This is a genomic window from Nocardioides luteus, assembly GCF_014648595.1.
Taxonomy (GTDB): domain Bacteria; phylum Actinomycetota; class Actinomycetes; order Propionibacteriales; family Nocardioidaceae; genus Nocardioides; species Nocardioides luteus.
This window is the reverse complement of sequence record NZ_BMRK01000003.1, coordinates 289,962-315,892: the sequence shown is the minus strand read 5'-3', so window position 1 is coordinate 315,892 and position 25,931 is coordinate 289,962. Positions and strand designations below refer to the sequence as shown.

Annotated in this window: 26 protein-coding genes; 14 read left to right on the top strand and 12 right to left on the bottom strand. The window is 70.4% G+C overall.

Annotation, left to right across the window (positions count from 1 at the left end; translation table 11 throughout):
* Positions 1-370: 370 nt before the first annotated feature.
* Positions 371-1,243: a S1 family peptidase gene (locus IEY81_RS05960; RefSeq protein WP_189117537.1), complete on the top strand. Its 873-nt coding sequence runs from the start codon at positions 371-373 to the stop codon at positions 1,241-1,243.
* Positions 1,244-1,455: 212 nt separating this feature from the next.
* A complete protein-coding gene (locus IEY81_RS05955; RefSeq protein WP_189117536.1) occupies positions 1,456-2,340 on the top strand; it encodes a S1 family peptidase in 885 nt (294 codons plus the stop codon).
* A gap of 66 nt (positions 2,341-2,406) precedes the next feature.
* Here IEY81_RS05955 and IEY81_RS05950 read toward each other — a convergent pair whose 3' ends face one another.
* Positions 2,407-3,630: a glycosyltransferase gene (locus tag IEY81_RS05950; RefSeq protein ID WP_189117535.1), complete on the bottom strand. Its 1,224-nt coding sequence runs from the start codon at positions 3,628-3,630 to the stop codon at positions 2,407-2,409.
* A 241-nt stretch (positions 3,631-3,871) separates the two neighbouring features.
* Here IEY81_RS05950 and IEY81_RS05945 point away from each other — a divergent pair, with 241 nt between their 5' ends.
* Positions 3,872-4,714 (top strand): hypothetical protein, encoded by an 843-nt coding sequence (locus IEY81_RS05945; protein WP_189117534.1) that lies wholly within the window; start codon positions 3,872-3,874, stop codon positions 4,712-4,714.
* Here IEY81_RS05945 and IEY81_RS05940 read toward each other — a convergent pair.
* On the bottom strand, positions 4,698-5,609 hold the full coding sequence (locus IEY81_RS05940) for a class I SAM-dependent methyltransferase (protein WP_229787404.1): 912 nt from the start codon (positions 5,607-5,609) through the stop codon (positions 4,698-4,700). The two genes, IEY81_RS05945 and IEY81_RS05940, sit on opposite strands and share 17 nt — an antisense overlap.
* A 195-nt stretch (positions 5,610-5,804) precedes the next feature.
* On the opposite strand from IEY81_RS05940, the gene IEY81_RS05935 reads away from it, so the two are divergent.
* Complete coding sequence (locus IEY81_RS05935) at positions 5,805-6,536, top strand: Fic family protein (protein ID WP_189117533.1); 732 nt, start codon at positions 5,805-5,807, stop codon at positions 6,534-6,536.
* 271 nt (positions 6,537-6,807) lie between these two features.
* On the opposite strand, the gene IEY81_RS05930 is transcribed toward IEY81_RS05935, so the two are convergent.
* Positions 6,808-7,602 (bottom strand): HAD family hydrolase, encoded by a 795-nt coding sequence (locus IEY81_RS05930; protein WP_189117532.1) that lies wholly within the window; start codon positions 7,600-7,602, stop codon positions 6,808-6,810.
* A 124-nt stretch (positions 7,603-7,726) separates the two neighbouring features.
* Between IEY81_RS05930 and ssd the strand changes: the two genes are divergently transcribed.
* The 7 genes from ssd (at position 7,727) to IEY81_RS05895 (ending at position 12,616) form a co-directional block, all read left to right on the top strand.
* Positions 7,727-8,782 carry a septum site-determining protein Ssd gene (ssd, locus tag IEY81_RS05925; RefSeq protein ID WP_189117531.1) on the top strand — a complete coding sequence of 352 codons (1,056 nt, stop codon included), beginning with the start codon at positions 7,727-7,729 and terminating at the stop codon, positions 8,780-8,782.
* Complete coding sequence (locus IEY81_RS05920) at positions 8,779-9,945, top strand: TadA family conjugal transfer-associated ATPase (RefSeq protein WP_189117530.1); 1,167 nt, start codon at positions 8,779-8,781, stop codon at positions 9,943-9,945. The genes ssd and IEY81_RS05920 overlap by 4 nt, the downstream gene beginning before the upstream one ends.
* Positions 9,942-10,715 (top strand): type II secretion system F family protein, encoded by a 774-nt coding sequence (locus tag IEY81_RS05915; protein WP_189117529.1) that lies wholly within the window; start codon positions 9,942-9,944, stop codon positions 10,713-10,715. Before IEY81_RS05920 ends, IEY81_RS05915 begins: the two co-directional genes overlap by 4 nt.
* Positions 10,712-11,434, top strand: a complete 723-nt coding sequence (locus IEY81_RS05910; protein WP_189117528.1) for a type II secretion system F family protein — start codon at positions 10,712-10,714, stop codon at positions 11,432-11,434. The genes IEY81_RS05915 and IEY81_RS05910 overlap by 4 nt, the downstream gene beginning before the upstream one ends.
* A 238-nt stretch (positions 11,435-11,672) precedes the next feature.
* Positions 11,673-11,849 (top strand): DUF4244 domain-containing protein, encoded by a 177-nt coding sequence (locus IEY81_RS05905; protein ID WP_189117527.1) that lies wholly within the window; start codon positions 11,673-11,675, stop codon positions 11,847-11,849.
* 3 nt (positions 11,850-11,852) lie between these two features.
* On the top strand, positions 11,853-12,248 hold the full coding sequence (locus IEY81_RS05900; RefSeq protein WP_189117526.1) for a TadE family protein: 396 nt from the start codon (positions 11,853-11,855) through the stop codon (positions 12,246-12,248).
* Positions 12,245-12,616 carry an Rv3654c family TadE-like protein gene (locus IEY81_RS05895; RefSeq protein ID WP_189117525.1) on the top strand — a complete coding sequence of 124 codons (372 nt, stop codon included), beginning with the start codon at positions 12,245-12,247 and terminating at the stop codon, positions 12,614-12,616. The genes IEY81_RS05900 and IEY81_RS05895 overlap by 4 nt, the downstream gene beginning before the upstream one ends.
* A gap of 9 nt (positions 12,617-12,625) precedes the next feature.
* Here the strand turns inward: IEY81_RS05895 and IEY81_RS05890 are convergent, their stop codons facing one another.
* The gene (locus IEY81_RS05890; RefSeq protein ID WP_189117524.1) at positions 12,626-12,943 is read right to left on the bottom strand and encodes a hypothetical protein; all 318 of its coding nucleotides are present in this window, start codon (positions 12,941-12,943) and stop codon (positions 12,626-12,628) included.
* A gap of 15 nt (positions 12,944-12,958) precedes the next feature.
* Positions 12,959-15,289, bottom strand: coding sequence for a DEAD/DEAH box helicase (sftH, locus tag IEY81_RS05885; protein WP_189117523.1), 2,331 nt, complete (start codon positions 15,287-15,289; stop codon positions 12,959-12,961).
* Between the two features lie 188 nt (positions 15,290-15,477).
* Here sftH and IEY81_RS05880 point away from each other — a divergent pair, with 188 nt between their 5' ends.
* Together IEY81_RS05880 and IEY81_RS05875 are read left to right on the top strand one after the other, a co-directional pair.
* Entirely contained in the window at positions 15,478-15,813 is a 336-nt protein-coding gene (locus tag IEY81_RS05880; RefSeq protein WP_189117522.1) for an anti-sigma factor antagonist, read from the top strand.
* A gap of 35 nt (positions 15,814-15,848) precedes the next feature.
* Positions 15,849-17,327 carry a DUF7059 domain-containing protein gene (locus IEY81_RS05875; RefSeq protein ID WP_189117521.1) on the top strand — a complete coding sequence of 493 codons (1,479 nt, stop codon included), beginning with the start codon at positions 15,849-15,851 and terminating at the stop codon, positions 17,325-17,327.
* On the opposite strand, the gene IEY81_RS05870 is transcribed toward IEY81_RS05875, so the two are convergent.
* Positions 17,275-18,027, bottom strand: coding sequence for a hypothetical protein (locus tag IEY81_RS05870; RefSeq protein WP_189117520.1), 753 nt, complete (start codon positions 18,025-18,027; stop codon positions 17,275-17,277). The two genes, IEY81_RS05875 and IEY81_RS05870, sit on opposite strands and share 53 nt — an antisense overlap.
* Before the next feature lie 315 nt (positions 18,028-18,342).
* On the opposite strand from IEY81_RS05870, the gene topA reads away from it, so the two are divergent.
* Positions 18,343-21,063, top strand: coding sequence for a type I DNA topoisomerase (gene topA, locus IEY81_RS05865; protein WP_189117519.1), 2,721 nt, complete (start codon positions 18,343-18,345; stop codon positions 21,061-21,063).
* Between the two features lie 129 nt (positions 21,064-21,192).
* Here topA and IEY81_RS05860 read toward each other — a convergent pair whose 3' ends face one another.
* The 6 genes from IEY81_RS05860 to IEY81_RS05835 are packed head-to-tail and all read right to left on the bottom strand — an operon-like array spanning position 21,193 to position 25,839.
* Positions 21,193-22,218: an ion channel gene (locus IEY81_RS05860; protein ID WP_189117518.1), complete on the bottom strand. Its 1,026-nt coding sequence runs from the start codon at positions 22,216-22,218 to the stop codon at positions 21,193-21,195.
* Complete coding sequence (locus IEY81_RS05855; RefSeq protein ID WP_189117517.1) at positions 22,218-23,789, bottom strand: polyamine aminopropyltransferase; 1,572 nt, start codon at positions 23,787-23,789, stop codon at positions 22,218-22,220. Before IEY81_RS05855 ends, IEY81_RS05860 begins: the two co-directional genes overlap by 1 nt.
* Complete coding sequence (locus tag IEY81_RS05850) at positions 23,786-24,208, bottom strand: DUF350 domain-containing protein (protein WP_189117516.1); 423 nt, start codon at positions 24,206-24,208, stop codon at positions 23,786-23,788. Before IEY81_RS05850 ends, IEY81_RS05855 begins: the two co-directional genes overlap by 4 nt.
* 26 nt (positions 24,209-24,234) lie before the next feature.
* Entirely contained in the window at positions 24,235-24,720 is a 486-nt protein-coding gene (locus IEY81_RS05845) for a DUF4247 domain-containing protein (RefSeq protein ID WP_189117515.1), read from the bottom strand.
* The gene (locus tag IEY81_RS05840; RefSeq protein WP_189117514.1) at positions 24,713-25,225 is read right to left on the bottom strand and encodes a DUF2617 family protein; all 513 of its coding nucleotides are present in this window, start codon (positions 25,223-25,225) and stop codon (positions 24,713-24,715) included. Before IEY81_RS05840 ends, IEY81_RS05845 begins: the two co-directional genes overlap by 8 nt.
* Positions 25,222-25,839 carry a DUF4178 domain-containing protein gene (locus tag IEY81_RS05835; RefSeq protein ID WP_189117513.1) on the bottom strand — a complete coding sequence of 206 codons (618 nt, stop codon included), beginning with the start codon at positions 25,837-25,839 and terminating at the stop codon, positions 25,222-25,224. Before IEY81_RS05835 ends, IEY81_RS05840 begins: the two co-directional genes overlap by 4 nt.
* Positions 25,840-25,931 lie beyond the last annotated feature (92 nt).

The following is a 25,931-nucleotide window of genomic DNA, read 5'->3' as shown; positions in this document are numbered from 1 at the left end:
CCTATCAGCGGTCGCCACGCCGAAGGTTTGGAAGACGGACGAGATCCCGACCGAAATCCTCGCTCGAGCAGCGAGATGGACATGAACACCCACCGTACGCGGCTCGCGCCTCGGGCACCTACAACTCGGTCATCCTTACCCAATCCTCTCCATGCGCGCGAGGCCGGAAACGTTCCCGCAATCGCGTGTTGCTGCAATGCAGAGACCCGAAGAACCAGTCTTTGCAATGCAGATTCTTGGGGAGTCGATTGTGATGCGCTCCAGAGGAAAGATCACGAAACTCAGTTACCCAACCTCGGTAAGCCACGAAACCCGTGGTTCCGGGAGTTGGAGCCCGCAACGAGCGGGCCTTTCCCCCAGGAGGAGACGTATGAGGTTCGAACGCACCACCTTCCGTCCCCGCACCATCGCCGCACTTGCAGCGGGTGTGGGTCTCGCGGCCTCCGCCGCCGTCGCCGTCCCGGCAGCCGCCGCGGACGCCGAGTTCAGCAAGGCCGAGGTCGCTTCGGTCAAGTCGGCCGTCGTCGAGTCAGCCCCGGTCGGCTCGTCGTGGTACACCGACCCGGCCACCAACAAGGTCGTCATCACGGTCGACGAGACGGTGTCGAAGTCGGAGATCGCCGAGGTCAAGAAGGCTGCGGCCGAGAAGACGAGCCAGGGTGACCAGGCCATCACCGTCAAGCACACCAAGGGCGAGTTCACCCCGCTCATCGGTGCGGGCGACGCCATCTACGGCGGCGGCTCGCGCTGCTCGCTCGGCTTCAACGTGAAGGTCGGCGGCGCCGACTACTTCCTGACCGCCGGTCACTGCACCAACGCCGTCTCGACCTGGTACGCCAACTCGTCGAACACCACGCTGCTCGGCTCCACCGCCGGCTCCAGCTTCCCGGGCAACGACTACGGCATCGTCCGCTACGACTCCTCCATCTCCAAGAGCGGTGGCTTCTCCGCGGGCACCGCTCAGGTCGGCCAGAGCGTCACCCGTGATGGCTCCACCACCGGCGTCCACAGCGGCACCGTGACGGCCGTCAACGCGAGCGTCCGTTACGCCGAGGGCACCGTCAGCGGTCTGATCCAGACCAACGTCTGCGCCGAGCCCGGTGACTCCGGCGGCGCGCTCTACTCCGGCTCGACCGCGCTGGGTCTGACCTCCGGTGGCAGCGGCGACTGCTCCTCCGGCGGCACCACCTTCTTCCAGCCGGTGACCGAGGCTCTCAGCGCCTACGGGGCCACGATCTACTGATCGATCTCAGCTACGCCGCGGGGCGAGGTGGTTTGGGCCACTTTGCCTCGCGGCGTACGTAATTTCATTCCGGATGTGATGTTTTCGCCTCACGACTGGCCGGTAGGGCGTCGGGGACGCCATACTCGCAGGGATCGTGTTCGGGCACATCGCGGTGGTCGGGCACTCGGCGCGCGCTACCGGGGCGGGCGCCTGGGTCCCAGGAGGAACGGATGAGGTTCACCAGGTCACGCAACCGTCTTCTCGCGGCAGCCGCGGGTCTGGCCTTGGCGGCGACCGCCATGGCCGCGCCGGCGTCGGCCGCGCCGCCACCGGAGCAGGCCGGTCCGCAGGCCAGCGCGAAGGTGCTCGCAGCCGCCTACTCGGCGGTCGACACCGTGGTGCAGAGGGCGGACCTGTCCGGCATCGCCTGGTACACCGACGAGGCCACCGGCAAGGTCGTCGTGACCGCGGACTCGACGGTCACCGACTCCGCGCTGAGCAGGCTGACCGAGGCCGTCGGCGCCGCTGCCGACGCGATCGAGCTGGAGCGGGCGCCCGGCGAGTTCAAGCCGTTCATCGGCCCCGGCGACGCGATCTACGGCTCGGGCTACCGCTGCTCCCTCGGCTTCAACGTACGCAGCGGGGGCAACCACTACTTCCTGACCGCCGGCCACTGCGCCGAGGACGTGTCGACCTGGTACACCAACTCCGGGGAGACCACCCGCATCGGCCGCACCGTGAAGTCGAGCTTCCCCGGCAACGACTACGCCCTGGTGCGCTACGGCAACACCTCCCTGACCCACCCCGGCGGTTACTCCGTCGGTGATGCGCGGGTCGGCCAGCGCGTCACTCGCGACGGCTCCTCGACCGGGGTCCACTCCGGGAAGGTCGAGGCGCTCAACGTCTCCGTGCGCTACCGGGGCGCCGGCACCGTCCGGGGGATGATCAAGACCAACATCTGCGCGGAGTCCGGAGACTCCGGTGGCCCGCTCTACGCCGGCTCGACCGCCCTGGGGATCACCTCCGGCGGCAGCGGCAACTGCTCCTCTGGCGGCACCACCTTCTTCCAGCCGATCCGTGAAGCGCTCAACGCCTACGACGTGAACATCTACTGAACCCGCTGGTCGAGCCGCCGGAGACACCGGCCGCTGGCGCTCGCCGGGCTCGACCAGCGGGGTCGGTCAGACCGCCATCGGGATCTCCGCCGAGGCGGCGGAGTCGCTGATCAGCCGTGCGTACGCATCGAAGAGCCGCTGCTCGGAGAGGCGTTGCCGGTTGCGGAAGATCCGTTCGAAGTGCTCCTCGCGCTGGGCGAAAGCGGCCTTCCAGGACTCGGCGGTCTCAGCCGGGTCGAAGCTCGCGACCAGGCGCGGGTCGCCGACCATCGCCGCGGCGTCGCCGACCGGGGTGGTCACCGGCACCGCGCCGCAGGCCATGCCCTCGAGCAGGCACAGCGGGGCGGCCTCGCCGAACGCCGAGGTCAGCGTGATCAGGTCGGCGGCGTTGTAGAGCGGAGCCATCTGGCTCTGGATGCCGAGCGCGTGCAGGTTGGTCTCCAGCGCCGGCCAGGTGCCGAGCTCCTCGGCGACCAGCGCCGCGAAGGCCGGGTTGTCGGCGGTCATGCCGGCGCCGCACATGACGAGGTGCGCGTCGGGATGCTCGCGGACGAAGCGGCGGGCGGAACGGACGAAGAGCGGGATGTTCTTCATCGCGTCGAAGCGGGCGGCGATCATCACCACGGGTGCGTCGCCGACGACGCCGAGCTCGGCGCGCTTGCCGGCACGCAGGGCGGCGTCGGTGCGGAACTTGTAGAGGTCGACGCCGTTGGGGAGGACCGGCAGCCGCTCCAGCGGGATCCCGGTCGCCTCGTGGTAGGCCCGCTGGGTCGAGACCGCGCAGCAGACCGCCGCGGTGAGGAGCCCGGCCCGGTCGAGCTCGACCAGCTCCTGCACGCCGGCGCCCTGGTGCTCGGGGTCGGAGCGGTGCAGGCAGGCGATCAGCGGGGTCCCGGAGGTGCCGACCTTGCCCAGCACCGTGAGTGGCTGCTCCTTGAGTGACAGCACCACGTCGGCTTTGGCAACCGACTGCGCCACCCGCTTGAGCTGGCTGGTGGTGACGGGTCCTGTCGGCATACGTCTCAAGGCTCTGACGGGTACGCCGGCGGCGGTCAGGCGGCGGTAGGAGTTGTCGGAGGAGATCCGCTGGGCGGTGAACTCGCGCTGCACACGGTCGCTCAGGCTGAGCACGCTGTGGCGCTGAGGCGTGGTGGCGTCGAGCGCGCGGACGACTGCGGTGTGCAGGATCCGGGCGCCGCCGGCGAAGAAGCCTTCGTACAGGGAGAGGACGGACGGGCCGTCCTCGAGGCGGTGTCCTGAGCCTGTCGAAGGGTATGCCAACAAAGACATGTCGACCTCGCTTTCCGCAAGGGCTGGCCCGAGCGCGGGTGATGGCTGTGACGGCGATGCGCAGCGTCGCTTCGCTCGGACGCTAATGCGTCCGTAGTCCCGCCCCAAGAGGTCCTCGGCCGGAAACGGAGGATTTCACGTGATCGTCATCTTCCTGTGCGAAAAGCCGTCGGGAGCGGGTCTCGGACGCGCTGGCGGATGAGTGCCCACCGATGGCGGGATCCCGCTACCTTCGACAACCATGACGACCGAGGTGACGACGTACCGCTATGTCCGTTTCGCTCTGTGCTGTCTGCTCGCCGGGCTGGCGATCTCGGTGACCGCCGAGACCATCTCCAGCAGGGAGTTCCAGACGTCGATCTCGTCCTATTACTACACCTCGGCCGGACCGGTCTTCACCGCCGTGCTGTGCGCGATGGGCGTGTGCCTGGTGGTGCTGCGCGGCTACACGGACGCAGAGGACACCGTCTTCAACCTCGCCGGGCTCTCGGCTCCGATGGTGGGCTTCGTGCCGACCCCGGAGGTGGGGGAGCAGATCGACAAGGCGGCCATCGTCAACAACGCCTGGAGCTATCTGGCGGTGATGGCGATCGGGTGGGTCGTGGTGCTGATCTTCGGTCTTCGAAAGCGCGCGGTCGCCGGTGCCTGGCCCTCGCGGTGGGCCGCCATCGGGCTGGCCTCGGTCGCCGCGGCGTGGGTCGTGGGCGTCGGCTGGCTGCTGATCGACCAGGACAGCTTCGCGACGAAGGCGCACGGCCTCGCCGCGGTGTTCACCTTCGCGCCGTTCGCGCTCGGGGTGGTGCTCAACACCGACTGGGGCGTACGGAAGATCGCGCGCGAGGCCGACAAGGCGCGTACGCGGCTGGACCGGACCTACTGGGCGCTGGTCGCGGCGATGGCGGTGCTGCTGGTCGCCGGCATCGCGCTCGGTCTGGCCGGATGGACCTACTGGCTCCTGGCCACCGAGGTCTCGCTGCTGGTCTGCTTCACGATCTTCTGGGTGATCCAGAGCTTCGACCTGATGGATCCCCAGCGCGACAGCCTCACCACGCGCCCCGGGGACCCGCTCACCGGAAGTCGATGAGCAGGTCGTCGTCGCCGTTCTCGGGGTCGGTGACGACCCGGGGGAGGCGTACGGCCGTGTCGGTGCGCTTGGCCAGCGGCACCGACGCGCGCTGCTGGTCGTCGGTCTCGTCGGCCTCGTGCGCACCGGTGGCCGAGCCTGTCGAGGCCACCTGCGCGTGCGGGAGCACCTGCGCGTGCCAGGCCCGGCAGTTGTAGGGCAGCTGCATGCCGTCCATGCCGCGGCCGTAGCCGTCGTAGAAGGCCAGCACCTCGCGCCGCTTCTGCTCCTGGGCCTCCGGGTCGAGGGTCGCGATGTTGGAGCGGGAGATGACCAGGTCCTGGATCGAGTGGCGGTCGACGACCTGCCAGTGGCGGAAGGTGCGCGCCTCGACCGCCGAGAAGAGACCGGAGTCGTCGAGGATCGAGGTCGGGTCGTACCCGCTGTCCTGCTTGCCGATCAGCCGGCCGAGCTTGCGCACCCACGGGATGCGCTCGTCGCGCTCGTTCTGGATCACCGCGAGCCGGCCGCCGGTGCGCAGCACGCGACCGATCTCCGCGATCGCCTTGTCGTGGTCGAACCAGTGGAACGCCTGCCCGACGATGACCACGTCGTAGAGGCTGTCGCCGGTCGGGATCTGCTCGGCCGTGCCGCTGGTCGCGCGGACGTCGGGGAGCTTCCCGGAGAGGATGTCGAGCATCGCGTCGTCGGGGTCGGTCGCGAAGACCTCATGGCCCAGTCCGACGAGCACCTCGGTGAGCTTGCCGGTGCCGGCGCCGAGCTCGAGGACCGAGCACGGCTCCTCGCCGACCAGCCACTTCACAGCATCGGCCGGGTAGGACGGGCGCCCGCGGTCATAGCTGTCCGCCACGGCTCCGAAGGAGCGTGCCGGGTCGGGGTTGGCTGGGTCCGTCATCTCGGTCAGGGTAACCCGCGTGATGGCCAAATCCGCCGATCCCCGCCTGCTGCGCGCCACGATACGGGCGCGCTGGCTGCGTTGCCGCCGCTCATCAGACAACCGGTATGCCTTCGCGGCGCCGCCTTGCCATCACACCCGTCTCGTGACGCTCGCGACATCGGTGATCGGCGGATCTGGCCATAAGGTTGACGCGTGAAGGACGATCCGCTTGCCCGGTTGGTGTCGCTCGAAGGTGTGGCCTCGGGCTTCGCCGCAGCCCGTGACGGCATCGACGTGATGCTGCGTGACCGGGGACTGCGGCGTACGTCCCCGGAGACCACCGCCGAGTCGTTGTTGCGCGGGGCGCACGCGTCGGCCGTCCTGGAGGGTTCCGGGTCGTCGCTGGGCGAGGTGCGGACCTCCGGTGGTGACCAGGTCGCGCAGGACGCGGTGCGGCTCTCGACCGAGCTGCTCGCGCTGGTGCCGGTGGTGAAGCAGGCGCCGTTGCAGGCGTTCGCACGGATGCACGCGCTGGCGGCAGGCGCGTCGTTGGAGGCCGACGAGCTCGGACGGCCTCGCTCCGCGGCGGCCGCCGAACGGCTGCGGCGCCTCTCCGACCTGCTGCTCGCGCCGACGACCGCGCCGGCGCTGGTGGTGGCGGCCTTCGTGCACGCCGATCTGGCGACCGCCGCGCCGTTCGCGTCCCACAACGGACTGGTCGCGCGTGCCGCAGAGCGGCTCGTTCTCGTCGCGCGCGGGGTGGACGAGAAGTCGCTGGTCGTGCCGGAGGCCGGCCATCTGGCGCTGCGGGCCGCCTACGAGTCCAACCTGCGCGGCTTCCGCGAGGGCGGGCAGGCGGGGGCGCACTCGTGGCTGCTCTATGCGGCCGAGGCGTACGCCGCCGGGGCCGAGGCGTCGCCGCTACGCCTGGACGCCGCCGAGTAGGCGTCAGAAAAGGTGGTGGCACCCGGTGGGTTGTGAGCACCGGATGCCACCGTGTCCACGAGGCCTTCTGGTTACCAAGCGTGCAAGGTCTGGTCACTGCGTCGGGATTTCTCCCCGGCTACAGCACCCCATCAGATGGGTGGATCGCCGCGTGGGTGCCTGGTCTCGTGTACGTCTTGTTACGTGATCGTTTCTACGCCGATTATCGGGCAGATTCAAGGCTGGAATTTCTGCAGCATGAGGAGGATCATGACTCCCCTGCAGAACCGGGTCAGGCGCCGCGAGGGCGACGCTTCGTGCCGGCCCAGATGACCCCGCCGGCGATCGCGACGGCGCCCCCGACGGCCAGCGCGGCGAGGGTCGGCGTGGACGGGGAGAGCACCCGGCTGCGCAGCGCGACCGGCTTGTTGAAGACCAGGATCTCCCAGCCGCGCTCCTTGGCGACCATGCGGAGGTCCTTGTCGGGATTGACCGCGAACGCGTGGCCGACCTCCTCCAGCATGGGGGTGTCGGTGATCGAGTCGGAGTAGGCGTACGACTTCTCCAGGTCGTAGCCGAACCGCTCGGCCAGCTGCTTCACCGCGCGTGCCTTCTCCTCGCGGTAGGCGTAGAGCGCGATCTCGCCGGTGTAGCGGCCGTCCTCGATCTCCATCTGCGTGGCGACCACGTGGTCGGCGCCCAGCATCTCGCCGATGGGCTCGACCAGCTCGGTGCCCGAGGCCGAGACGATGATGACGTCGTGGCCCTGGGCGTGGTGCTGCTCGATGAGCTGCACGGCCTCTTCGTAGACGAGCGGGTCGACCACGTTGTGGAGGGTGTCGGCGACGATCTCCTTGACCGTGGCGACGTTCCACCCGGTGACCATCTCGGAGAGCGCCTTGCGCATCTTCTCCATCTGGTCGTGGTCGGCGCCGCCGACGACGTAGACGAACTGCGTGTAGGCCGAGCGGATCATGGCCGCGCGGGTGATCAGGCCGCCGGCCTGGAAGTGCTTGGAGAACGCAAGCGTGCTCGACCTCGCGATGATCGTCTTGTCGAGGTCGAAGAACGCAGCGATGCGTGTCATGCGCTCATCGTAGACGGCCGTTGGGCGGGCCGATCACCGTCCACAGGGTGGGTTCGGGACGCGGTTATCCACAGGCTCCGCATTTACGGGTGGAATTGTCGGTCGTGCGGCGGATCCTGCTGTCATGACCTCGGAACCTCTCGTCATCACCGCTGACTCGTTGCTCGTCGCTGAGGCGGCCCGCCTGGCTGCTGCCTCGGGCATCACCATCGAGGAGTGCACCGACGCCGCCGGCGCGTTGCGCCGATGGCAGAGACCACCGTTGATACTCGTCGGCGCCGACCTGCTGGCGGAGGTCGCCTCGTTGCGACCACCCCGCCGCGACGACGTCTACGTCGTGGGCTGGGGGACGACCGGCGAACCGCTGCTGCGGGCGGCGCTCGAGGTCGGTGCCGAGACGATGCTCGAGCTGCCGTCGGCCGAGGCGGTCGTCGCCGGGCTGCTCGCCGACATCGGCGACGGCGGGGGAGGCGACGGCCTGGTCGTGGGCGTGGTGGCCGGCTCGGGTGGAGCCGGAGCGACGACGTACGCCGCTGCGCTGGCCAGTCTGGGGGCCGACCGCGGCCCGACGCTCCTGGTCGACGCGGACCGTCTCGGCCCCGGAGCCGGGCGGGTGCTCGCGCTCGAGGAGGTTCCCGGAGTGAGCTGGGGCGATCTCGGGCAGACCGCCGGCCGGCTGGGGGCGCGGGCGTTGCGGGAGGCGGTGCCGCACATCGGGTCGCTGGGCGTGCTGGGCTGGCCGAGCGGCGACGGGGCGCTGCCACGACCGGAGGTCGTGCGCGAGGTACTCGCTGCGGCCAGGCGCGGGCATGACCTCGTCGTGGTCGACCTGCCGCGTGAGTCCGACGCTTCCGCCGAGGCAATGCTGACGGGGTGCGACGTCGTCCTGGTCGTGGTCCGGGCCGACGTGACCGGCACCGCCTCGGCCGCCCGGCTGATCTCGCGGCTCCCCGAGCGGGATCGGGTCCGGGTCGTCGTGCGTGGCCGCGCTGCCGAGCCGGAGGCGGTCGGGCGTGCGCTCGGTCTCCCGGTCGTCGCTTCGATGTCCGACCAGCGAGGGCTGGCCGAGGCCATCGACCTCGGTCTCGGGCCGATCCGGTCGAAGCGGGCGCCGCTGGCGCGCGCGGCTGCCGAGGTGCTGGCCCGCTGCAAGGTTCGGGTCGGGGTGATGGCGGCATGATCGGCGCCGTCGATGTCGCGCCCCAGGTCGTCGACCTGGTCCGGGACCACCTCGCGCGTACGCCGGGGGAGCTCACACCCCACCGGGTGCAGGAGGCGCTGCGTGCCGAGGGCCGGATCGTCGGTGACGCGACCGTGCTCGGGGTGTTCGAGATGCTACGTCGCGACGTGGTCGGCGCGGGCCCGCTGGAGCCGCTGCTGCGGCTGCCCGGGGTGACGGACGTGCTCGTCAACGGACCCGAGCAGGTCTTCATCGACCGCGGCTCCGGGCTGGAGCCGGCTCCGGTGGCCTTCCCTGACGACGACGCGGTCCGGCGGCTGGCCCAACGGCTGGCTGCTGGTGCCGGGCGGCGACTCGACGATGCCTCGCCCTACGTCGACCTGCGGCTGAGTGACGGCAGCCGGTTCCACGCGGTGCTCGCACCGCTGGCGCGACCGGGCACGGTGATCTCGTTGCGGGTCCCCTCGGCGCGGGCCTTCACGCTCGATGAGCTCGAGGCCTCCGGGATGGTCGTGCCGGCGGTGGCGGAGCTCCTGCGGCGGCTGGTGCTGGCGCGGTCTGCGTTCCTGGTCTCCGGTGGCACCGGCACCGGGAAGACCACGCTGTTGGCCTCGCTGCTGTCGCTGGTCCCGCCTGAGGAGCGGCTGGTGCTGGTCGAGGACGCCTCCGAGCTGCGGCCCGACCATCCGCACGTTGTCGGTCTCGAAGCGCGTCCGGCCAACATCGAGGCGGCGGGCGCGGTCGAGCTCCACACGCTGGTCCGGCAGGCGCTCAGGATGCGTCCCGACCGGCTGGTCGTGGGTGAGGTGCGCGGTGCCGAGGTCGTCGACCTGCTCGCGGCGCTCAACACCGGCCACGAGGGCGGCTGCGGCACCCTCCACGCCAACTCCGCCGCCGACGTCCCTGCGCGGGTCGAGGCGCTGGCCCTCGCGGCCGGTCTCGGCCGGGAGGCGGCGCACAGCCAGTTCGCCTCCGGGGTGGATGTGGTCGTGCACCTGCGGCGGCGGGACGGCCGACGGGTGCTGACCGAGGTCGCGGTCCCGCTGCGCGGGGCCGACGGGCTGGTCCGGATGGAGGCGGCCTGTTCTGTCACCGCCGACGGCGAGGTGGTCGCCGGGCCGGCGTCGGCTCGGCTGGACGCGCTGCTGGGGGCAGACCGATGAGCGGAGGTCTTCTCGGCATCGTCGCCTGTCTGGCCGGGACCGCGGTCGCGCTGCTGTTTCCGCCGACCTCCGCCGTCGCGCCCCGCTCGCGTGCCTGGCGTCCCCCTCGGTGGTCGTTCCTCCTGGTCGCCCTGATCCCCATCGTCTTCCCGGGCAGGGCGGTCGTCGCGGCTGTCCTGCTCGGGATCGCAACCTACGGCGGGTTCGCCCTGTGGCGACGCCGCTGCGAACGGATCGGGGCGGGACGTACGGCTGAGCGGGTCGTGGAGGCCTGCGAGCAGATGGCCGCCGAGCTGGCCGCGGGCCACCCGCCCGGGCCGGCCCTGTCCCAGCTGGCCGACGAGTGGCCGGTGGTCGAGCCGGTGGCAGAGGCGCAGCGGATGGGAGCCGACGTCCCGGCGGCCTGGCGGAAGGTCGCCGAGGTGCCCGGGGCGGGCTCCCTCCGGGTGGTCGCCGCTGCCTGGCAGATCGCCCATCAGACCGGGAGCGGGCTCGCCGACGCGCTCGACCGGGTAGCGCTCGACCTGCGTGCTGCGGCTGCCACCCAGCGGGTCGTCGACGGCGAGCTCGGCTCCGCCCGGGCCACCGCCCGCCTGATCGCGGCCCTGCCGGTCGCCGCGCTGGCGATGGGCAGCGGCGTCGGCGGTGACCCGCTGGCGTTCCTCCTCGGGTCGCCGGTCGGCCTCGCCTGCCTCGGCGTCGGACTGCTGCTCGGCTGGCTCGGGCTGTGGTGGATCGAGGGCATCGCGCGCGGGGTCGAGGCGCGATGAGCATCTGGCTCGCGGCCGCGGCCGCGGTCATGGGCCTGGCGGCGGCACTGCTGCCGACGCCGAGGTCCTCGCTGCCCGGCACGATCGAGTCGGGCAGCGACGCCGGCGATCCCGGTGGCTGGATGATGCGCTGGCGACCAGTCCTCGCCCTGCTCGCCGCCGTGGCCGCCTACGTCTTCATCGGCGGCGTCGCCGGGATGGTGCTCGCGGCGCCTGCGGGAGTCGTCTGTTGGCTGGTGATCGGTCGGATGGAACCTGCAGAGGTGCGGCGTGACCGCGAGGCTGCGAGGGCAGAGCTTCCAGCTCTGGTTCGGCTTCTCTCCGCGGCGCTCTCTTCCGGAGCCGCGCCTGCCGAGGCGCTGGTTGCGGTCGCCGCCGCCCTGCCCGGCCCGGCCGCGGCGCGGCTGCTGCCCGCGGCCTCCCGACTCCACCTGGGAGCCGACCCCGAGAAGACCTGGCGCACGCTCGTGGACGACCCTGCCCTGGCACCTCTGGGGCGAGCGCTGGCTCGTGCTCAGGCGACCGGAGCGCCGGTCGCGACCACCGTCGAGCGTCTTGCTGACGACCTGACCAGGAACGCCCGCGCCGAGGTGGAGGATCGTGCCCGCGCGGTCGGGGTGAAGGCCGCCGTCCCGCTCGGCATCTGCCTCCTCCCCGCCTTCCTGCTTCTGGGCGTCGTCCCCGTCGTCGGAGGGCTCCTCTCCAACCTCGGCATCTGAGCCCGCGCCGAGACGTCGGCTGCGTCGGCCGAGAGGGCATCCCGCTGCCCTCTCGGCCGACGTACGTGACGCCTCGGCGCGGTCTTTTTCCCTGATCAGCGGGCCGATCATCATCCACAGGGACAGCTCAGGATCGGGTTCTCCACAGGTCACGAAATGCCGGTCGCGGATGTCGGCGATGCGGGTCATCGTCGTCATGAACGGCCGTACCGACGGCCATCGACAGAGAGGACCAACCATGGCCAAGCTGAAGCTTCAGAAGAACGAAAAGGGCATCACGACGGCGGAGTACGCGGTGGGCACCGCGGCCGGTGCGGGGCTCGCCGGCCTGCTCTACAAGCTGCTCACCGGCGGCTTCGGCAACGACCTGCTCAACCGGCTGTTCCAGCACGTGCTCAGCCTGCTGGGGATCTGAGCCGTGACCGGGGCCCGGGACGAGCGTGGCGCAGCCACCGCAGAGCTCGTGATGGTCATCCCGCTCCTGGTCGCGGTGACCATCGGGCTGGTCTGGCTGCTGTCGGTGGGGGCGGCCCAGATCCAGGTGGTCGACGCGGCGAGGGAGACTGCGCGGGCGGTGGCTCGAGGCGACGACAGCGGCTCGGCAGCCGCGCGCGGGCGACAGGTCGGACCTGCTGGGACGCGGGTGAGCGTCAGTGCCGGTGGTGAGGAGGTCGTCGCCTCGGCGCAGGCGCGAGTCACCGGGCCCGGTGGGATCTTCAGGTGGATGCCGGGGGTGACGGTCCGCGGCGAAGCAGTGGCCGCCACCGAGACGACCCCTCGACAGGGGCAGGGCACCGCGGAGGGGGAGCGGTGAGCGCGTCTCGGGCTGAACAAGGCGAGCGCGGGTCGGCGGCGCCGTTCGCGGTAGGTGCGATCGGGCTGCTGCTCTTCCTCGGTGCGGCGCTGGGTGTGGTGGGCGCGGTCTTCGTCGCCCACCGCACCGCCCAGTCCGCGGCCGACCTCGCCGCGCTCGCGGGTGCGAACGCGCTGCAGATCTCCGAGGACGCGTGCGGTGCGGCCGAGGCGATCACCGACCGCAACGGTGCCAGGCTGGAGTCGTGTGAGATCGCCGGCGAAGACGTCACCGTCACGGTGCGAGTCGACGGGCCACGCTGGCTGGGGCAGCCAGGCGACCCGGTCGCAGAGGCGAGGGCTGGCCCCAGCGAGCCCGCGCCCGACTAGCAGCCTTGGTCAGTTGGTGTTCTCGTCCTTGGGCGCGGGCGTGGAGTCCGGCGTGGTGGCGTCCTGCAGCGACTTGGTCAGCCTCCGCATCTGCCGCTTCTCCTTCATGCTCCTGGCCTGGAGCTTTCCGCCCCACTTGGTGAGCCAGAGGCCGAAGAGGAGGAGGACACCGGCGACGAGACCGATCACGAAGATCGTCGTCGAGCCGACGGGAAGACCGAGCATCGTCGCTGTCGGGTCTTCGAGGTCACCGTTGCCGGTGGTGAAGAGCCCGAGAACGATCAGAGCTGCGGCGACGACGATCAGCACCAGACCAAGGACCAACATCTGCCCAGGGTATGCCTATTTCTGGAGCAGCAGCCGCAACAACACGATGGCGCCCTGCTTGTCGAGCGGGTTGTTCTGGTTGCCGCACTTGGGCGATTGCACGCAGGAGGGGCAGCCGTCGTCGCACTCGCACGCCTCGATGGTCTCCAGCGTGGCGCCGAGCCACTCCCGAGCTGCTCGGAAGCCGCGCTCGGAGAAACCGGCGCCACCGGGATGCCCGTCGTAGACGAAGACGGTGAGCATGCCGGTGTCCGGATGGGAGGCGGTGCTGACGCCGCCGATGTCCCAACGGTCGCAAGTCGCGATCAGAGGCAGCAGGCCGATGGAGCAGTGCTCGGCTGCGTGCGCGGCGCCGGGGATGTCAGTCTGATCGAGTCCCGCGGCCTCCAGCGCGGAGGCGGGCACGGTCCACCAGACCGCGGCGGTGCGCAGCGTACGTTCGGGGAGGTCGAGAAGCTCCTCGCCCAGCACCTCCCCGCTCGGCTGACGCCGACGCAGGAAGGAGACGACCTGGTGACTGACGTCGACATCGCCGTACGCCAGACGGCACTCGCCCCAGGCGGCGTGCTCGCGCTCGGCGACGATCGAGATGTCGGTGACTTCCCGGGCGGAGGTGGAGTAGCCGGGGTCGTCGCGTGAGATGACGGCGACGTGCTCTTCGAGATCGAGCTCGTGCACGAGGTAGGTCTCGCCGCGGTGGACGTAGACGGCCCCGGCGTGTGCGCTCGCGTGCGAGCTCGCTGCGTCGACCGTGCCGACGACCCGGCCGGTCTCGGCCTCGATCAGCTGCACCTGTGAGCCGCCCGAGGAGCGGATGTCGGCGAGGTCGGCGGCCCGCCGGCGGTCGGTCCAGTACCACCCCTTCGGCCGCTTGCGCAGCAGTCCGGAGGCGACCAGGTTGTCCAGGATCTCGCGGGCGCCCGGCCCGAAGAGCGGTAGGTCCGGCTCGGTCAACGGCACCTCCTGCGCGGCGGCGCACAGGTGTGGTCCGACCACATAGGGGTTCGCCGGGTCGAAGACGGTGGCCTCGACCGGCTGGCCGAGAAGAGCGTCCGGATGGGTGACGAGGTAGGTGTCCAGCGGGTCGTCGCGTGCCACCAGGATGCCGAGCGCGTCGCCGGCACCCCGTCCGGCGCGGCCGATCTGCTGCCAGAAAGCAGAGCGCCTGCCCGGGTAGCCGGCCAGCACCACCGCATCCAGCCCGCTGATGTCGATGCCGAGCTCGAGCGCGTTCGTCGCCGCCAGACCGAGCAGCTCGCCCGACCGCAGCGACGCCTCGATGGCTCGGCGCTCCTCGGGGAGATAGCCACCGCGATAGGACGCCACCCGCCCGGGCAGCGACGGGTCGACCTCCTCCAGCTCCGCGGCGGTGGTCAGGGCGACCTGCTCGGCACCGACACGGGAGCGTACGAAGGCCAGGGTGCGTACGTCGGAGGAGACCAGGTCGGCGAGGAGATCTGCCGTCTCGGCGGAGGCGGCGCGACGCACGGGGGCGCCGTTCTCACCGGCGTGCGAGGTCAGGGGCGGCTGCCACAGCGCGATGGAGAGCTCGCCGCGCGGCGACGCGTCGGCGGTCACCGGGAGCACCGGCAGGCCGATGAGGCGCTCGCCGGCGATCGCCGGCTCGGCGACCGTGGCCGAGGCCAGGATGAACGTCGGAGACGAGCCGTAGAGCGCACAGATGCGGCGCAGCCGGCGCAGGACGTGGGAGACGTGGGCCCCGAAGACACCGCGGTAGTGGTGGCACTCGTCGATGACGACGTAGCGCAGCGATCGGAAGAAGCTGGTCCAGCGCTGGTGGCCGGGGAGCAGCGACCGGTGCAGCATGTCGGGGTTGGTGAGGATGTACTCGCCGAAGTCGCGAGTCCAGTCGCGTTGCTCGCGGGTGCTGTCGCCGTCGTGGGTCACCGCGCGTACGTCCACGCCGAGCTCCCGCAGCCCGGTCAGCTGGTCCTGGGCGAGCGCCTTGGTGGGCGCGAGATAGAGGACGCCGGCTCCGCGTTCACCACGTGGACCCCGTCCGTCTCGGATGGCAGTCAGCGCGGGCAGCTGGTAGGCCAGCGACTTCCCGGACGCGGTGCCCGTCGAGACGATCACGTGGCTGCCGTCGTGGGCAGCGTCGGCGGCGACCGCCTGATGCCGCCACGGCCGCTCGATCCCGCGCGCCGTGAAGGCTCGGACGACGTCGCTCGAGGCCCACTCCGGCCAGTCGGCGAAGACGGCCTCGCGCGGCGGCACCTGCTCGAGATGGGCGAGCCGGTCCTCCCGGCCCGGGACGGCGGCGAGCCGGCGTACGAGATCACCGGCGGACGTCGCGGTGTCCTGAGCCTGTCGAAGGGTGAACACCTGCACGATTCTCCCAGAATCGTGGTGATCACCACGCTCGAGGGGCCGCTTCCGGCGCACGACGTTGCGAGTTTCTTGCGCGCATCCTGGTGAGCCGTGGTTACATTACGATCGACTCCGGGTACCGGACGGTGGATGATCGATACCGGAGTCCGTTGTCTCACGTTCCTTGGCAGGAGAACTTCGAAGTGGATCTGACGCTTGCGACTCGCGAGCTCGACTCGGCCACCGTTGTGGCCGTGGGCGGCGAGATCGACGTCTATACCGCGCCGAAGCTGAGGGACAAGATCACCGAGCTCGTCGCGAGGGGCCACTACGACATCGTCGTCGACCTCGAAGCCGTGGAGTTCCTCGACTCGACCGGCCTCGGCGTACTCGTGGGCGGCCTCAAGAAGGTGCGCCAGCACAACGGCATGCTCCGCCTGGTCTGTACCCAGGAGCGACTCCTCAAGATCTTCCGGATCACCGGCCTCGCCAAGGTCTTCGACATCCACGCCAGCGCTGAGGGCGCGGCCGCGGGCTGACCCGCAGCCGGGCCGAGGGCCTAGGCTCTCCAGGTGTGAGTGACCTCCCGCACCGGCTCCGTGACGCCCTCCAGCAGGCCGACTTCTCCTACGACTCCGTCGCCGAGCTGCTCGGCCCGATCGCCCATGGCGCGCTGAGCCGCAACGAGACCCTGCCCGGCCGCCGCCGCACCCACGGGGGCTCCCCGCTGGAGACGCTGATCCGGCTCTTCCTGCTGCAGACGACCGTCTCGCTCGACCACGCCGAAGCAGCTCTCCCGGGCCTCGTCGACCGGCTCGCGGTCGAGGGCATCCTGGAGCAGTCGGTCGGCGAGGTCGCCGCGCGCCTCGACGTGCGCCCGTACGCCACCGACGACACCACCCTCTGGGTCGTCTCCGACCTCACCCCCGGCCTCGACGGCGGCCCGCAGCGCGTCGGCCCCGAGCACGTGCTCGGCATCAGCCCAGCGTCCACCTCCCTCGCGCAGCTCACCATCCGCGACCACGTCGGCACCGCTCTCGACCTCGGCACCGGCTGCGGCGTCCAGGCTCTTCATCTCGCGACCCACAGCGACCGGGTGATTGCGACCGACGTCAACCAGCGAGCCGTGTGGATCACCGCCTTCAACGCCGCCCTCAACGACGTCGAGGACCGGATCGACGTGCGCGACGGGTCGTTCTTCGAGCCCGTCGCCGGCGAGCGCTTCGATCTGATCGCCACCAACCCGCCGTTCGTGATCAGCCCGGCCACCGGGGAACGTCTCGTCTACCGCGACTCGGGCCTGCCCGGCGACCGGGTGGTCGAGGACATCGTCAGGGCCGCACCCGACATGCTCACCGAGGGCGGCTGGTGCCAGATCCTCGGCAACTGGATCATCTCCGAGGACCAGCCCTGGGACGACCGCCTCGAAGGCTGGCTCGGCGACGACGTCGACGCGTTCGTGGTGCAGCGCGAGGTGCTCGATCCCGCGGCGTACGTCGAGCTCTGGCTCAAGGACTCGGGTCACCACGGCGCCGGTGACTACCTGACCCGATACGACACCTGGCTGTCGTGGTTCGAGGAGCAGAAGATCGAGGGCGTCGGGTTCGGCTGGATCAACCTGCACCGCACCGGCGCGAGCGACCCGAAGCGCGAGCTTCTCGAGTGGCCCTACGACGTCGAGCAGCCGATCGCGCCCGCGCTCCAGGCATGGGGCGAAGCTGCTCGTATCGAAGTGAGAGAGGAGTCGGTCCTGGTGCTCGCCGACGACGTCCAGCAGGAGACGCTGGGCCAGCCCGGCGCCGAAGACCCCAGCACCGTCATCCTGCGCCAGCAGCGTGGTCTGCGCCGTGCCCGCCAGGCCGACACCATCGAGGCGGCCTTCGCGGGCGCGTGCGACGGCGACCTGACCGTCGGTCAGATCCTCGACGCGCTCGCCCAGATCCTCGACCGCGACCCCGCGGTCGTGCGCAGCGGCTATCTGCCGATCGCGCAGGAGCTGGTCAGCGAGGGGTTCCTCCGTCCCGCTGAAGGCACGCCTGGTCCCGCAGCCTGACCAGGCGCCGCCGCACGCTCGAGACGAGCAGATCCGGGTAACCGAGCGGCTCGAGGTCGGGGAGGTCGCGCATGCCCCACGGCAGCTGAGTCTGCCAGGGCCAGAAGCCACGCAGCGCGGCCGCCAGCTGCTTGCCGTAGGCCGTCGGCATCTTGGTCAGGCCGAGCCGCTCCTTGAGCGCGGTCGCCGTGATCAGGCCGCCCGGCCCGGCGAGGCCGTTGGCGCCCAGCACCGTCCACACGATCCCGGCGGCGACCTGAGCAGGCCGGGTGGGCGGGTCGATGACCAGCGGGTCGATCTCCCACAGCCGCAGCAGCGCGCGGCGCAGCGCGAAGCCGACCTCGGCCGGGAAGTCGGCCGCGACCTCGTCCAGCAGCGCGGCCACGGCTTCCAGCTGCGTACGTCCCACCGGATCCTCGACGACCGGCAGGTCCAGCGCGTCCTCGACCAGTGGTGCGGCGTCCAGCGCGGTGACCGCCTCGTGGCCGCCGCACAGCGCGGCCAGCCAGTCCAGGGCGATCTCGTGGTCGGGTCGCGGCGGCGTCGGTGGCGCGGACCAGGTCGGCCGGGTCAGCTCGGCTTCCAAGCGCTCCAGGATCGCGTTGGTGCGAGCGAGCAGCTGGGCGCACTCGGAGCAGACCAGGTGTTCCGGCGGCGCGGTCGGGCCACCCAGGTAGTCGTTGTATTCGGTGTCGATCATCAGCGGAGACCTCTCGATTCGGATGGGTCTCGCCGTCCTCGAAAGTCACCCTACGGTCGACCACCGACAGTTTCGGACGTGCCGTCTTCGGCCGTCCGGGGGAGGATCACCATGAGACAGCGATTTCACCCTCCCGCTCCCGAGCGTGCTAGGTATTGTCTTCGCGGCGCCCAAGGCAACACGCCATGTTGTCCGAGAGCACAGCGCCCATGAACCGCGGTGGCTGGACCCTTGCCGGCTGGAGACACGCGCTAACGTGTTTCGCCAGAGCTTGTCGGTGGTGCCAGGCTCTGCTGCAGTGAGATAAGGACCTCAGTGGCACACAAGTTGGTGATCGTCGAGTCCCCGGCGAAGGCGCAGAAGATCGGCGGATACCTCGGACAGGGGTATGTCGTCGAGGCGTCCGTCGGGCACATCCGCGACCTTCCGCAGAGCGCGGCGGACACCCCCGCCAAGATCAAGGACAAGCCGTGGGGGCGCTTCGGCGTCGACGTCGACAACGGCTTCACTCCTTACTACGTCGTGCCCAGCGACAAGAAGAAGCAGATCTCCAAGCTCAAGTCGCTTCTCAAGGACGCCGACGAGCTCTACCTCGCCACCGATGAGGACCGCGAGGGCGAGGCGATCGCCTGGCACCTCCTCGACGAGCTGAAGCCGAAGAAGGACATCCCGGTCAAGCGGATGGTCTTCCACGAGATCACCAAGCCGGCCATCCTGGCCGCCGCGGAGAACCCCCGCGAGCTCGACATGGACCTCGTCGAGGCCCAGGAGAGCCGCCGCATCCTCGACCGGCTCTACGGCTACGAGATCTCGCCGGTGCTCTGGAAGAAGGTCATGCCGCGGCTGAGCGCCGGGCGCGTCCAGTCCGTCGCCACCCGCCTCGTCGTCGACCGTGAGCGCGAGCGGATCGCCTTCCGCACCGCCTCCTACTGGGACCTCGCCGGCACCTTCGATGCCGGCTCCGACCACGAGCCGCGGATGTTCCCGGCCCGGATCACCTCCGTCGACGGTGGCCGCATCGCCCGCGGCGCCGACTTCGGCCCCGACGGCCTGCTGAAGAGCGACAAGGTCGTCCACCTCGACCGCGGCCGCGCCGAGGCGCTCGTCGCCGGGCTCGAGGGGCAGACCTACGAGGTCCGCAGCGTCGAGTCCAAGCCCTACAAGCGCAGCCCCTACGCCCCCTTCCGCACCACCACGATGCAGCAGGAGGCCAGCCGCAAGCTCGGGATGAGCGCCTCGACGACCATGTCGGTCGCCCAGCGCCTCTACGAGAACGGCTTCATCACCTACATGCGTACCGACTCCACCACCCTGAGCGGCGACGCGATCAGCGCCGCCCGCGCTCAGGTCAGGGAGCTCTACGGTGCCGAATACCTGCCCGACTCGCCCCGGACGTACGCCTCCAAGGTCAAGAACGCGCAGGAGGCACACGAGGCGATCCGCCCCGCCGGCGACTCGTTCCGCACCCCGGCGCAGACCGGCCTGACCGGCGACCAGTTCCGTCTCTACGAGCTCATCTGGATGCGCACCGTCGCCTCCCAGATGAAGGACGCCGTCGGCCGCTCCGTCGCGATCCGCCTCGGCGCCCAGGCGACCACCGGCGAGGACGTGGTCTTCTCCGCGACCGGCCGGGTGATCACCTTCCACGGCTTCCTGAAGGCGTACGTCGAGGGCACCGACTCCGCCGACCAGACCTCCGACGACCAGCAGACCCGGCTCCCGGACCTGTCCGAGGGCGACACCGTCAACGCGGCCAGCCTCACCGCCGACGGCCACGAGACCAAGCCGCCGGCCCGCTACACCGAGGCCACGCTGGTGCGCGAGCTGGAGGAGCGCGAGATCGGCCGTCCGTCGACCTACGCGAGCATCATCCAGACGATCATCAACCGCGGCTACGTCTTCAAGAAGGGCACCGCGCTGGTCCCCGCCTGGGTCGCCTTCTCGGTGGTCCGGCTGCTCGAGGAGCACTTCCCGCGCCAGATCGACTACCGGTTCACGGCGAGCATGGAGGAGATCCTCGACGAGATCGCCAAGGGCGCCAAGGACATGACCACCGAGCTCGGGGAGTTCTACTTCGGCTCCGAGCGGGTCAAGGGTCTCAAGCCGCTGGTCGACGGTCTCGGTGACATCGACGCCCGCGAGCTGGCGACGTTCCCGGTCGCCGGCCCCGACTCCGGCGTCCACCTCCGCGTCGGTCGTTACGGTCCCTACATCGAGGGCCCCGGCGACGACGGCACCCCGTTCGCGGTCCGGGCCAACGTCCCCGACGACCTGCCGCCCGACGAGCTCACCCTGGAGAAGGCGAAGGAGCTCTTCGCCAACCCCGCCGGCGAGGAGCTCAACCTCGGCGTTCACCCCGACACCGGGCTCACCATCGTCGCCAAGAGCGGCCGCTTCGGTCCCTACGTCACCGAGCAGCTGCCCGAGGACGCGAAGAAGGGCGCCAAGCCCCGCACCGCCAGCCTCTTCAAGTCGATGAGCCTGCAGACCATCACGCTCGACGACGCCGTCAAGCTGCTGACCCTGCCCCGCGTCGTCGGCACCACCGCCGACGGCGAGGAGATCACCGCCCAGAACGGTCGCTACGGTCCCTACCTGAAGAAGGGCACCGACTCCCGCACCCTGAGCTCCGAGGAGCAGCTGCTCACGATCACCCTCGAAGAGGCCGAGCAGATCTACTCCCAGCCCAAGCAGCGCGGCCGTGCCGCCGCCAAGCCGCCGCTGAAGGAGCTCGGCCCCGACCCGGTCTCCGGCCAGCCCATGGTCGTCAAGGACGGCCGTTTCGGTCCCTACGTCACCGACGGTGAATACAACGCCACCCTCCGTGCCGCTGACGACCTCGAGTCGCTGACCGCCGAGCGTGCCGCCGAGCTGCTCGCCGAGAAGCGCGCCAAGGGTCCGGCGAAGAAGTCGGCCAAGCGGACCACGAAGAAGACGGCCAAGAAGACCGCCAAGAAGTCGACCGCGAAGAAGTCTGCGGCGAAGAAGTCGACCGCCAAGAAGACGACGAAGAAGGCTGCGACCAAGAAGTCGTAGTCCGTACGCCGCGGCTCATCGGCGCCTGACAGAACCCCGCCATGGCGGGGTTCTGTCGCTGTCTGGGGGCGTGGGGCGCGTCGGGGTGGCCCAAATTCCCGCCATGGCGGGAATTTGCCCCGCCACCAGCTACCCCAGCGCCCCGACGACCTCCGCGTACTCGAGCCGGTCCGAGGCGATGTAGAACAACCGCGCCCCCGGCCCGACCGGCAGCTCCCAGGAGGGGCTGACCTGGGTGCCGCCAGGGGTGCGTACGGCGAGCAGCGTGGCGTCGTGGGCACGACCGAGCGCGGACTGCCAGGTGCCGACGGTGACGGTCGCGGCGGAGTCCGGCACGGTGAGCGAGTAGGTGCCCTTGCCGCCGGCGGTGGCGAGCTCCTGGTAGACCTCGGCGATCCCGGGGTCGCTGAGCTCCTCCGCGATCAGCTGGGTGTTGTGCCACTGCACGCAGTGGACCGTCGAGTCGACGCGGAAGATCGTGCGCTGCACGCGCAGGTCCCGCAGCGCCACGATGGTGTGCACCGACGGTGACGCCGCGTTGGCGGCGACGGTCAGGGTGACCGCCTCGTTGTCGTCGCGCGCGTCGATCAGCACGCTGTGCGCACCGCCGATGCCGGTGCGGGACAGCACGGTGAGATCGGTGAGGTCGCCGCGTACGAAATGGACCCGGTCCTCACCGGCCATCGGGTGCTCGGTGAGCTGGTCCTCCCAGGTCGCGAGCACGACCTCCCGCTCGGGCTCGGAGAGCAGCTCCGCGAGGAGCCGCTCGGTGCGGCCGGAGGTGTAGCCGAGCAGCACGATGTGGCTGGTTCCGCTGAAGCTGATCTCTCCACGCATGCGGCGTCCTTTGGCGTTCTCGATGATTGCCGAGATCCGGCTGAACAAGATGGCGAGGGTGGTGATGGAGCCGAAGACGACGTACGCCCCGACGACCCGCCCGCCGGCCGTCTCCGGAAACAGGTCGCCGTAGCCGACCGTCGTCGCGGTGACCAGGAACCACCACCAGTAGTTGTCCGGCCGCACGATCTCCGACCCCGGCTGGGCCATCACCATCGCGATCCAGCCGGTGACGAAGACGAAGCAGATGATCGCGAGCGGAAGCACCCAGGCGGAGTGGCGCGACGTGCGCCGGACGAGCCGGAGGAGGAAGAGCATCAGTAGCCGACCCAGCCCTTGCGGGCGTACTCCAGGATCGCCGGGTCGAGCAGCGTGGTGATCGAGGTAGGCCGCTCGGCGCGGTCGGGTGGGAAGGACGCGGCGGCGGCGAGAACCGCGTCGCTCGCGTAGCGCAGTCCGCCCGGCGCGCGATCGTCGAGCGCGAGCTCCGGCGCCGAACCCGAGCGGGAGGCGAGGACGTAGCCCCAGTTGCCGAAGGACGGTACGTCGGCCTGGTAGGGCGTGGTGCGGTAGCCGGCCTCGTCGAGGGTGCGCCGCACCGACCAGAACGCATCCGGCGCGAAGAACGGGCTGCCCGACTGCACCACCAGCCGCCCCGAAGGAGCGAGCAGCCGGGCGATCATGCTGTAGTTCTCGACCGAGTAGAGCTTGGCCAGCGCGGTGGAGTCGGGGTCGGGGAAGTCCGCGATGACCACGTCGAACGGCTCCCCGGAGTAGTCGCGCACCCAGCTGAACGCGTCGTCGGCGACGTAGGTCAGCCGGGGGTCCTGCAACGACCCGGAGGTCAGCGAGGAGACCGGCTCGAAGGACCGCGCCAGCGAGACCACCGCGGGGTCGAGATCGACCAGGGTGACCGCGGAGACCGACCGGTAGCGCAGCACCTCCCGCGCCGCCAGCCCGTCGCCACCGCCGAGGATCAGCACCCGCTGGTGGGTCCCGTTCATCGCCGGGTGGACGAGCATCTCGTGGTAGCGGTACTCGTCGAGCGAGGAGAACTGCAGGTCACCGTCGAGGAAGAGGCGTACGTCGTCGTACTCCGGTCCGAACGGAGCCCCGCGGGTCACCACGATCTCCTGATAGTCCGAGCGCTCGGCGTGGATGATCGGGTCGCGGTAGAGCGCCTGGCGGGCGTTCATCTCGAACGCGTCGGCCGTGACCGCGGTCGCGCCGAGAGCGACCGCGAGCGCGCCGCAGATCCCGGTGACCAGCGCCCGCTGGCGGCCCGATCCGGCCAGTGCGACCCCGACCGTCCACGCGGCGAGCACGTTGAGCGCGGCCGTCGCGACGGTGCCGACCAGGAGGCCCAGCGTCGGCAGCAGGACGAACGGGAACGCCAGCCCGCCGATGAGCGCGCCGACGTAGTCGACAGCGTTGATGTCGGCGACCGCCAGCGAGGCCTGCTGGCGCCGCAGCCGCTGCAGGAGCTCCATCAGCAGCGGGATCTCGGCGCCCACCAGAGCACCGATGAGGAACGTCACCAGCAGCATCATCGGGGTGTAGAGGTGCAGCCAGGCGAAGGAGGCGTAGAGCGCCGGGACCGAGGCGCCGCCGACCGCGGCCAGCGCGATCTCGACGCCCACGAAGGCGCGCAGCGGCCGCGCGGTCAGCGGCTTGGCGAGCACCGCGCCGATGCCCATGGCGAACATCGACACCGCGATCACCAAGGAGGTCTGCGCGATCGAGTTGCCGAGCAGATAGCTCCCCAGCGTCACCAGCGCGAGCTCGTAGACCAGCCCGCACGCCGCGCAGACGAACACCGCCGCGAGGACGAGCAGACGAGCCGCTCGCCCCGCCGGCAGGGACGGCAGCGCAGGGAAGGACAGGCTCACGTGATCGAGGCCGCCACGATCACGCCGACCGCCAGCTGCACCGCGACGGTGACCCAGATCGCCGGGTCGTCCTTGTCGTCGGTCATCAGCTCGCCGAGCTTGCCCGGGGTGAGCAGGTCGAGCACCACGAACGCGATCGCGAGCAGCACGATCCCGACCAGTCCGTACGCAGCGGTCGAGGCGAGGCCGTGGAGCGTGTCCGTCTCCGCGGTGTAGATCGAGGTGCCGACGATCGTCGCGATCGCGACCACCGACGAGCCGAGCAGCAGGGCCGGGTCACGGCGGTGCTCCACGAAGATCAGCCGGCCGAGCTTGCCCGGGGTGAGCAGGTCGATCACGTAGAAGCCGATCATCAACAGCACCAGCCCGAGGGCGGCGAAGGCGACGGTGGACAGCAGTCCGCTCACGAGGTCAGTCATCGGTACATCTCCAGTCTGGGGGGTGGTCACTTGCCGAATCCGCTGCCGCCGCCGCGGAAGGATCCGCCGCTGCTGCTGCCGCTACCGCTGTTGCGGCCGTAGTAGCTGTTCCAGCCCCACAGGCCGATCACGGTGCTGTGGTGCCGGTAGCCGCGGTCGTACTCGTAGAGCGTGATCGTCGAGCCCGAGGGCGTGCGCGGCTCGACGACGACCAGCCAGTCGTCGTCGTAGCGCAGGTAGTTGCTGGAACCCTCGCTGCGGTTCTCGTCGGCCTTCGTGCCGCGCTCGATCTTGCTGGCCACCGAGCTCACCGTGCCGCTGTCCTTGAAGACGATGCCGGCGTCGCTGTCGGGGTCGGAACCGCTGACGTGGTCGAAGTTCTTGCGCAGGTACTTCTCGGGGCTGTTCCCGTCGCCGCCGACGGAGATGGCGATGATGAGGGCGATCACGACGCAGACCGCGACGATCGCCCAGCCGATCAGCTTGCCGTTGGAGCCGTTCGGGTCAGACACGTGTGCCCTCCTCGGGCCGGTAGCTGGTGATGGTGGCGACGATCTCGCCGGTCTGGGGGTAGGTGTGCCAGGTGTTCCAGATGATCTGGCTGGGGCCGATCTTCTCGAGGGCGAGCGCGGTCACCGCGTTGGGGTCACCCGGGAAATGAGCCACGACCGCGTCGGTGCGTCCGTCCAGCTTGTCCACGAGCCGGCTCGCCTGCGCGGCGAGGTGCTCGGGTCCCATCCGCCCGATGTGCGAGGCGAGGCGGTAGCCGCCCTCGACGTGCGACTTCGGCAGCGGCGAGGCCTGCGCGATGCCGCACGCGATGGTCTCGTGCAGGAGCGGACGGCCGTCGCGGCGGACGACGACCTGGTGGCTGGCGCCGAGGACGTTCAGCGTCACCGTGAGCCGTTCGCGGAGCTGCACCATCTGGGAGGCGAGCGGGGTGCATCGCACGGGCGCGAGCGTCCAGCGCAGGGTGTCGCCACGAACGTCCGCGAACGGGACGTCGAGGACCGTCACTCGTCGTCCAGGGTCGCCGGGCGGTCGGTCGAGGGATAGACCGTCAGCTCGAACGGCTGCAGCACCTCGCCGAGGGACGGCTCCCAGTTGCTGCCCCACTTCTCGAAGCCGAGCAGCTTGCCGTCGACGGACTTGTAGTCGGCGTACTCGGCGGTGCCGGAGGGCGCCGTGCCGGTCGCGCCGGTCGCGGTGAAGGCGGCCGAGCCCTTCTCCTGGAGCCGGTAGGCGACACCGCCGACGATGACGTCGCGGTCGCCGACGGTGCCCTGCTCGATGTCACCGAGCGGGATCGCGTGCCACAGCGAGACCTCGAAGCCCTCGTCGTCCTCGATCGAGAGCCACTTCTTGCCCTCGGCGTCGTCGAGCATGTGCTCGGTCCAGCGATAACCGTCCTCGTCGAAGTCGAGGCGGCCGCGGACGAACCAGTTGTGGCCGAGGTATTCGACCACGTCGCCGTTGCGCAGCTGGCGCAGCTGGTCGGAGGCGTGCTTGTGCTGGTCACCGATGAAGTCGTCGGGCTCCGGCTGTGCCGTCGGCTGCTGCCTGCTCTTCCAGAGCAGATAGGCCGCGACCGCGAGGGCGGCCAGCAGCAGGACGATCAGGACGTAGATCACCAAGACTCCTTCGGTCAGCGTGAGGACGAGCGAACCTTAACGGTTGGTACGCCCGGGCGGCAGCCTGAATCCTGACGACTGCGGGCGGCGTA

What these genes read in the sequence shown, in the direction of transcription:
- IEY81_RS05960 (WP_189117537.1), top strand. Translation starts at nt 371, where the DNA reads ATGAGGTTCGAACGCACCACCTTCCGTCCCCGCACCATCGCCGCACTT.
- IEY81_RS05955 (WP_189117536.1), top strand. Translation starts at nt 1,456, where the DNA reads ATGAGGTTCACCAGGTCACGCAACCGTCTTCTCGCGGCAGCCGCGGGT.
- IEY81_RS05950 (WP_189117535.1), bottom strand. Translation starts at nt 3,630, where the DNA reads ATGTCTTTGTTGGCATACCCTTCGACAGGCTCAGGACACCGCCTCGAG.
- IEY81_RS05945 (WP_189117534.1), top strand. Translation starts at nt 3,872, where the DNA reads ATGACGACCGAGGTGACGACGTACCGCTATGTCCGTTTCGCTCTGTGC.
- IEY81_RS05940 (WP_229787404.1), bottom strand. Translation starts at nt 5,609, where the DNA reads ATGACGGACCCAGCCAACCCCGACCCGGCACGCTCCTTCGGAGCCGTG.
- IEY81_RS05930 (WP_189117532.1), bottom strand. Translation starts at nt 7,602, where the DNA reads ATGACACGCATCGCTGCGTTCTTCGACCTCGACAAGACGATCATCGCG.
- ssd (WP_189117531.1), top strand. Translation starts at nt 7,727, where the DNA reads ATGACCTCGGAACCTCTCGTCATCACCGCTGACTCGTTGCTCGTCGCT.
- IEY81_RS05920 (WP_189117530.1), top strand. Translation starts at nt 8,779, where the DNA reads ATGATCGGCGCCGTCGATGTCGCGCCCCAGGTCGTCGACCTGGTCCGG.
- IEY81_RS05915 (WP_189117529.1), top strand. Translation starts at nt 9,942, where the DNA reads ATGAGCGGAGGTCTTCTCGGCATCGTCGCCTGTCTGGCCGGGACCGCG.
- IEY81_RS05910 (WP_189117528.1), top strand. Translation starts at nt 10,712, where the DNA reads ATGAGCATCTGGCTCGCGGCCGCGGCCGCGGTCATGGGCCTGGCGGCG.
- IEY81_RS05905 (WP_189117527.1), top strand. Translation starts at nt 11,673, where the DNA reads ATGGCCAAGCTGAAGCTTCAGAAGAACGAAAAGGGCATCACGACGGCG.
- IEY81_RS05890 (WP_189117524.1), bottom strand. Translation starts at nt 12,943, where the DNA reads ATGTTGGTCCTTGGTCTGGTGCTGATCGTCGTCGCCGCAGCTCTGATC.
- IEY81_RS05870 (WP_189117520.1), bottom strand. Translation starts at nt 18,027, where the DNA reads ATGATCGACACCGAATACAACGACTACCTGGGTGGCCCGACCGCGCCG.
- IEY81_RS05860 (WP_189117518.1), bottom strand. Translation starts at nt 22,218, where the DNA reads ATGCTCTTCCTCCTCCGGCTCGTCCGGCGCACGTCGCGCCACTCCGCC.
- IEY81_RS05850 (WP_189117516.1), bottom strand. Translation starts at nt 24,208, where the DNA reads ATGACTGACCTCGTGAGCGGACTGCTGTCCACCGTCGCCTTCGCCGCC.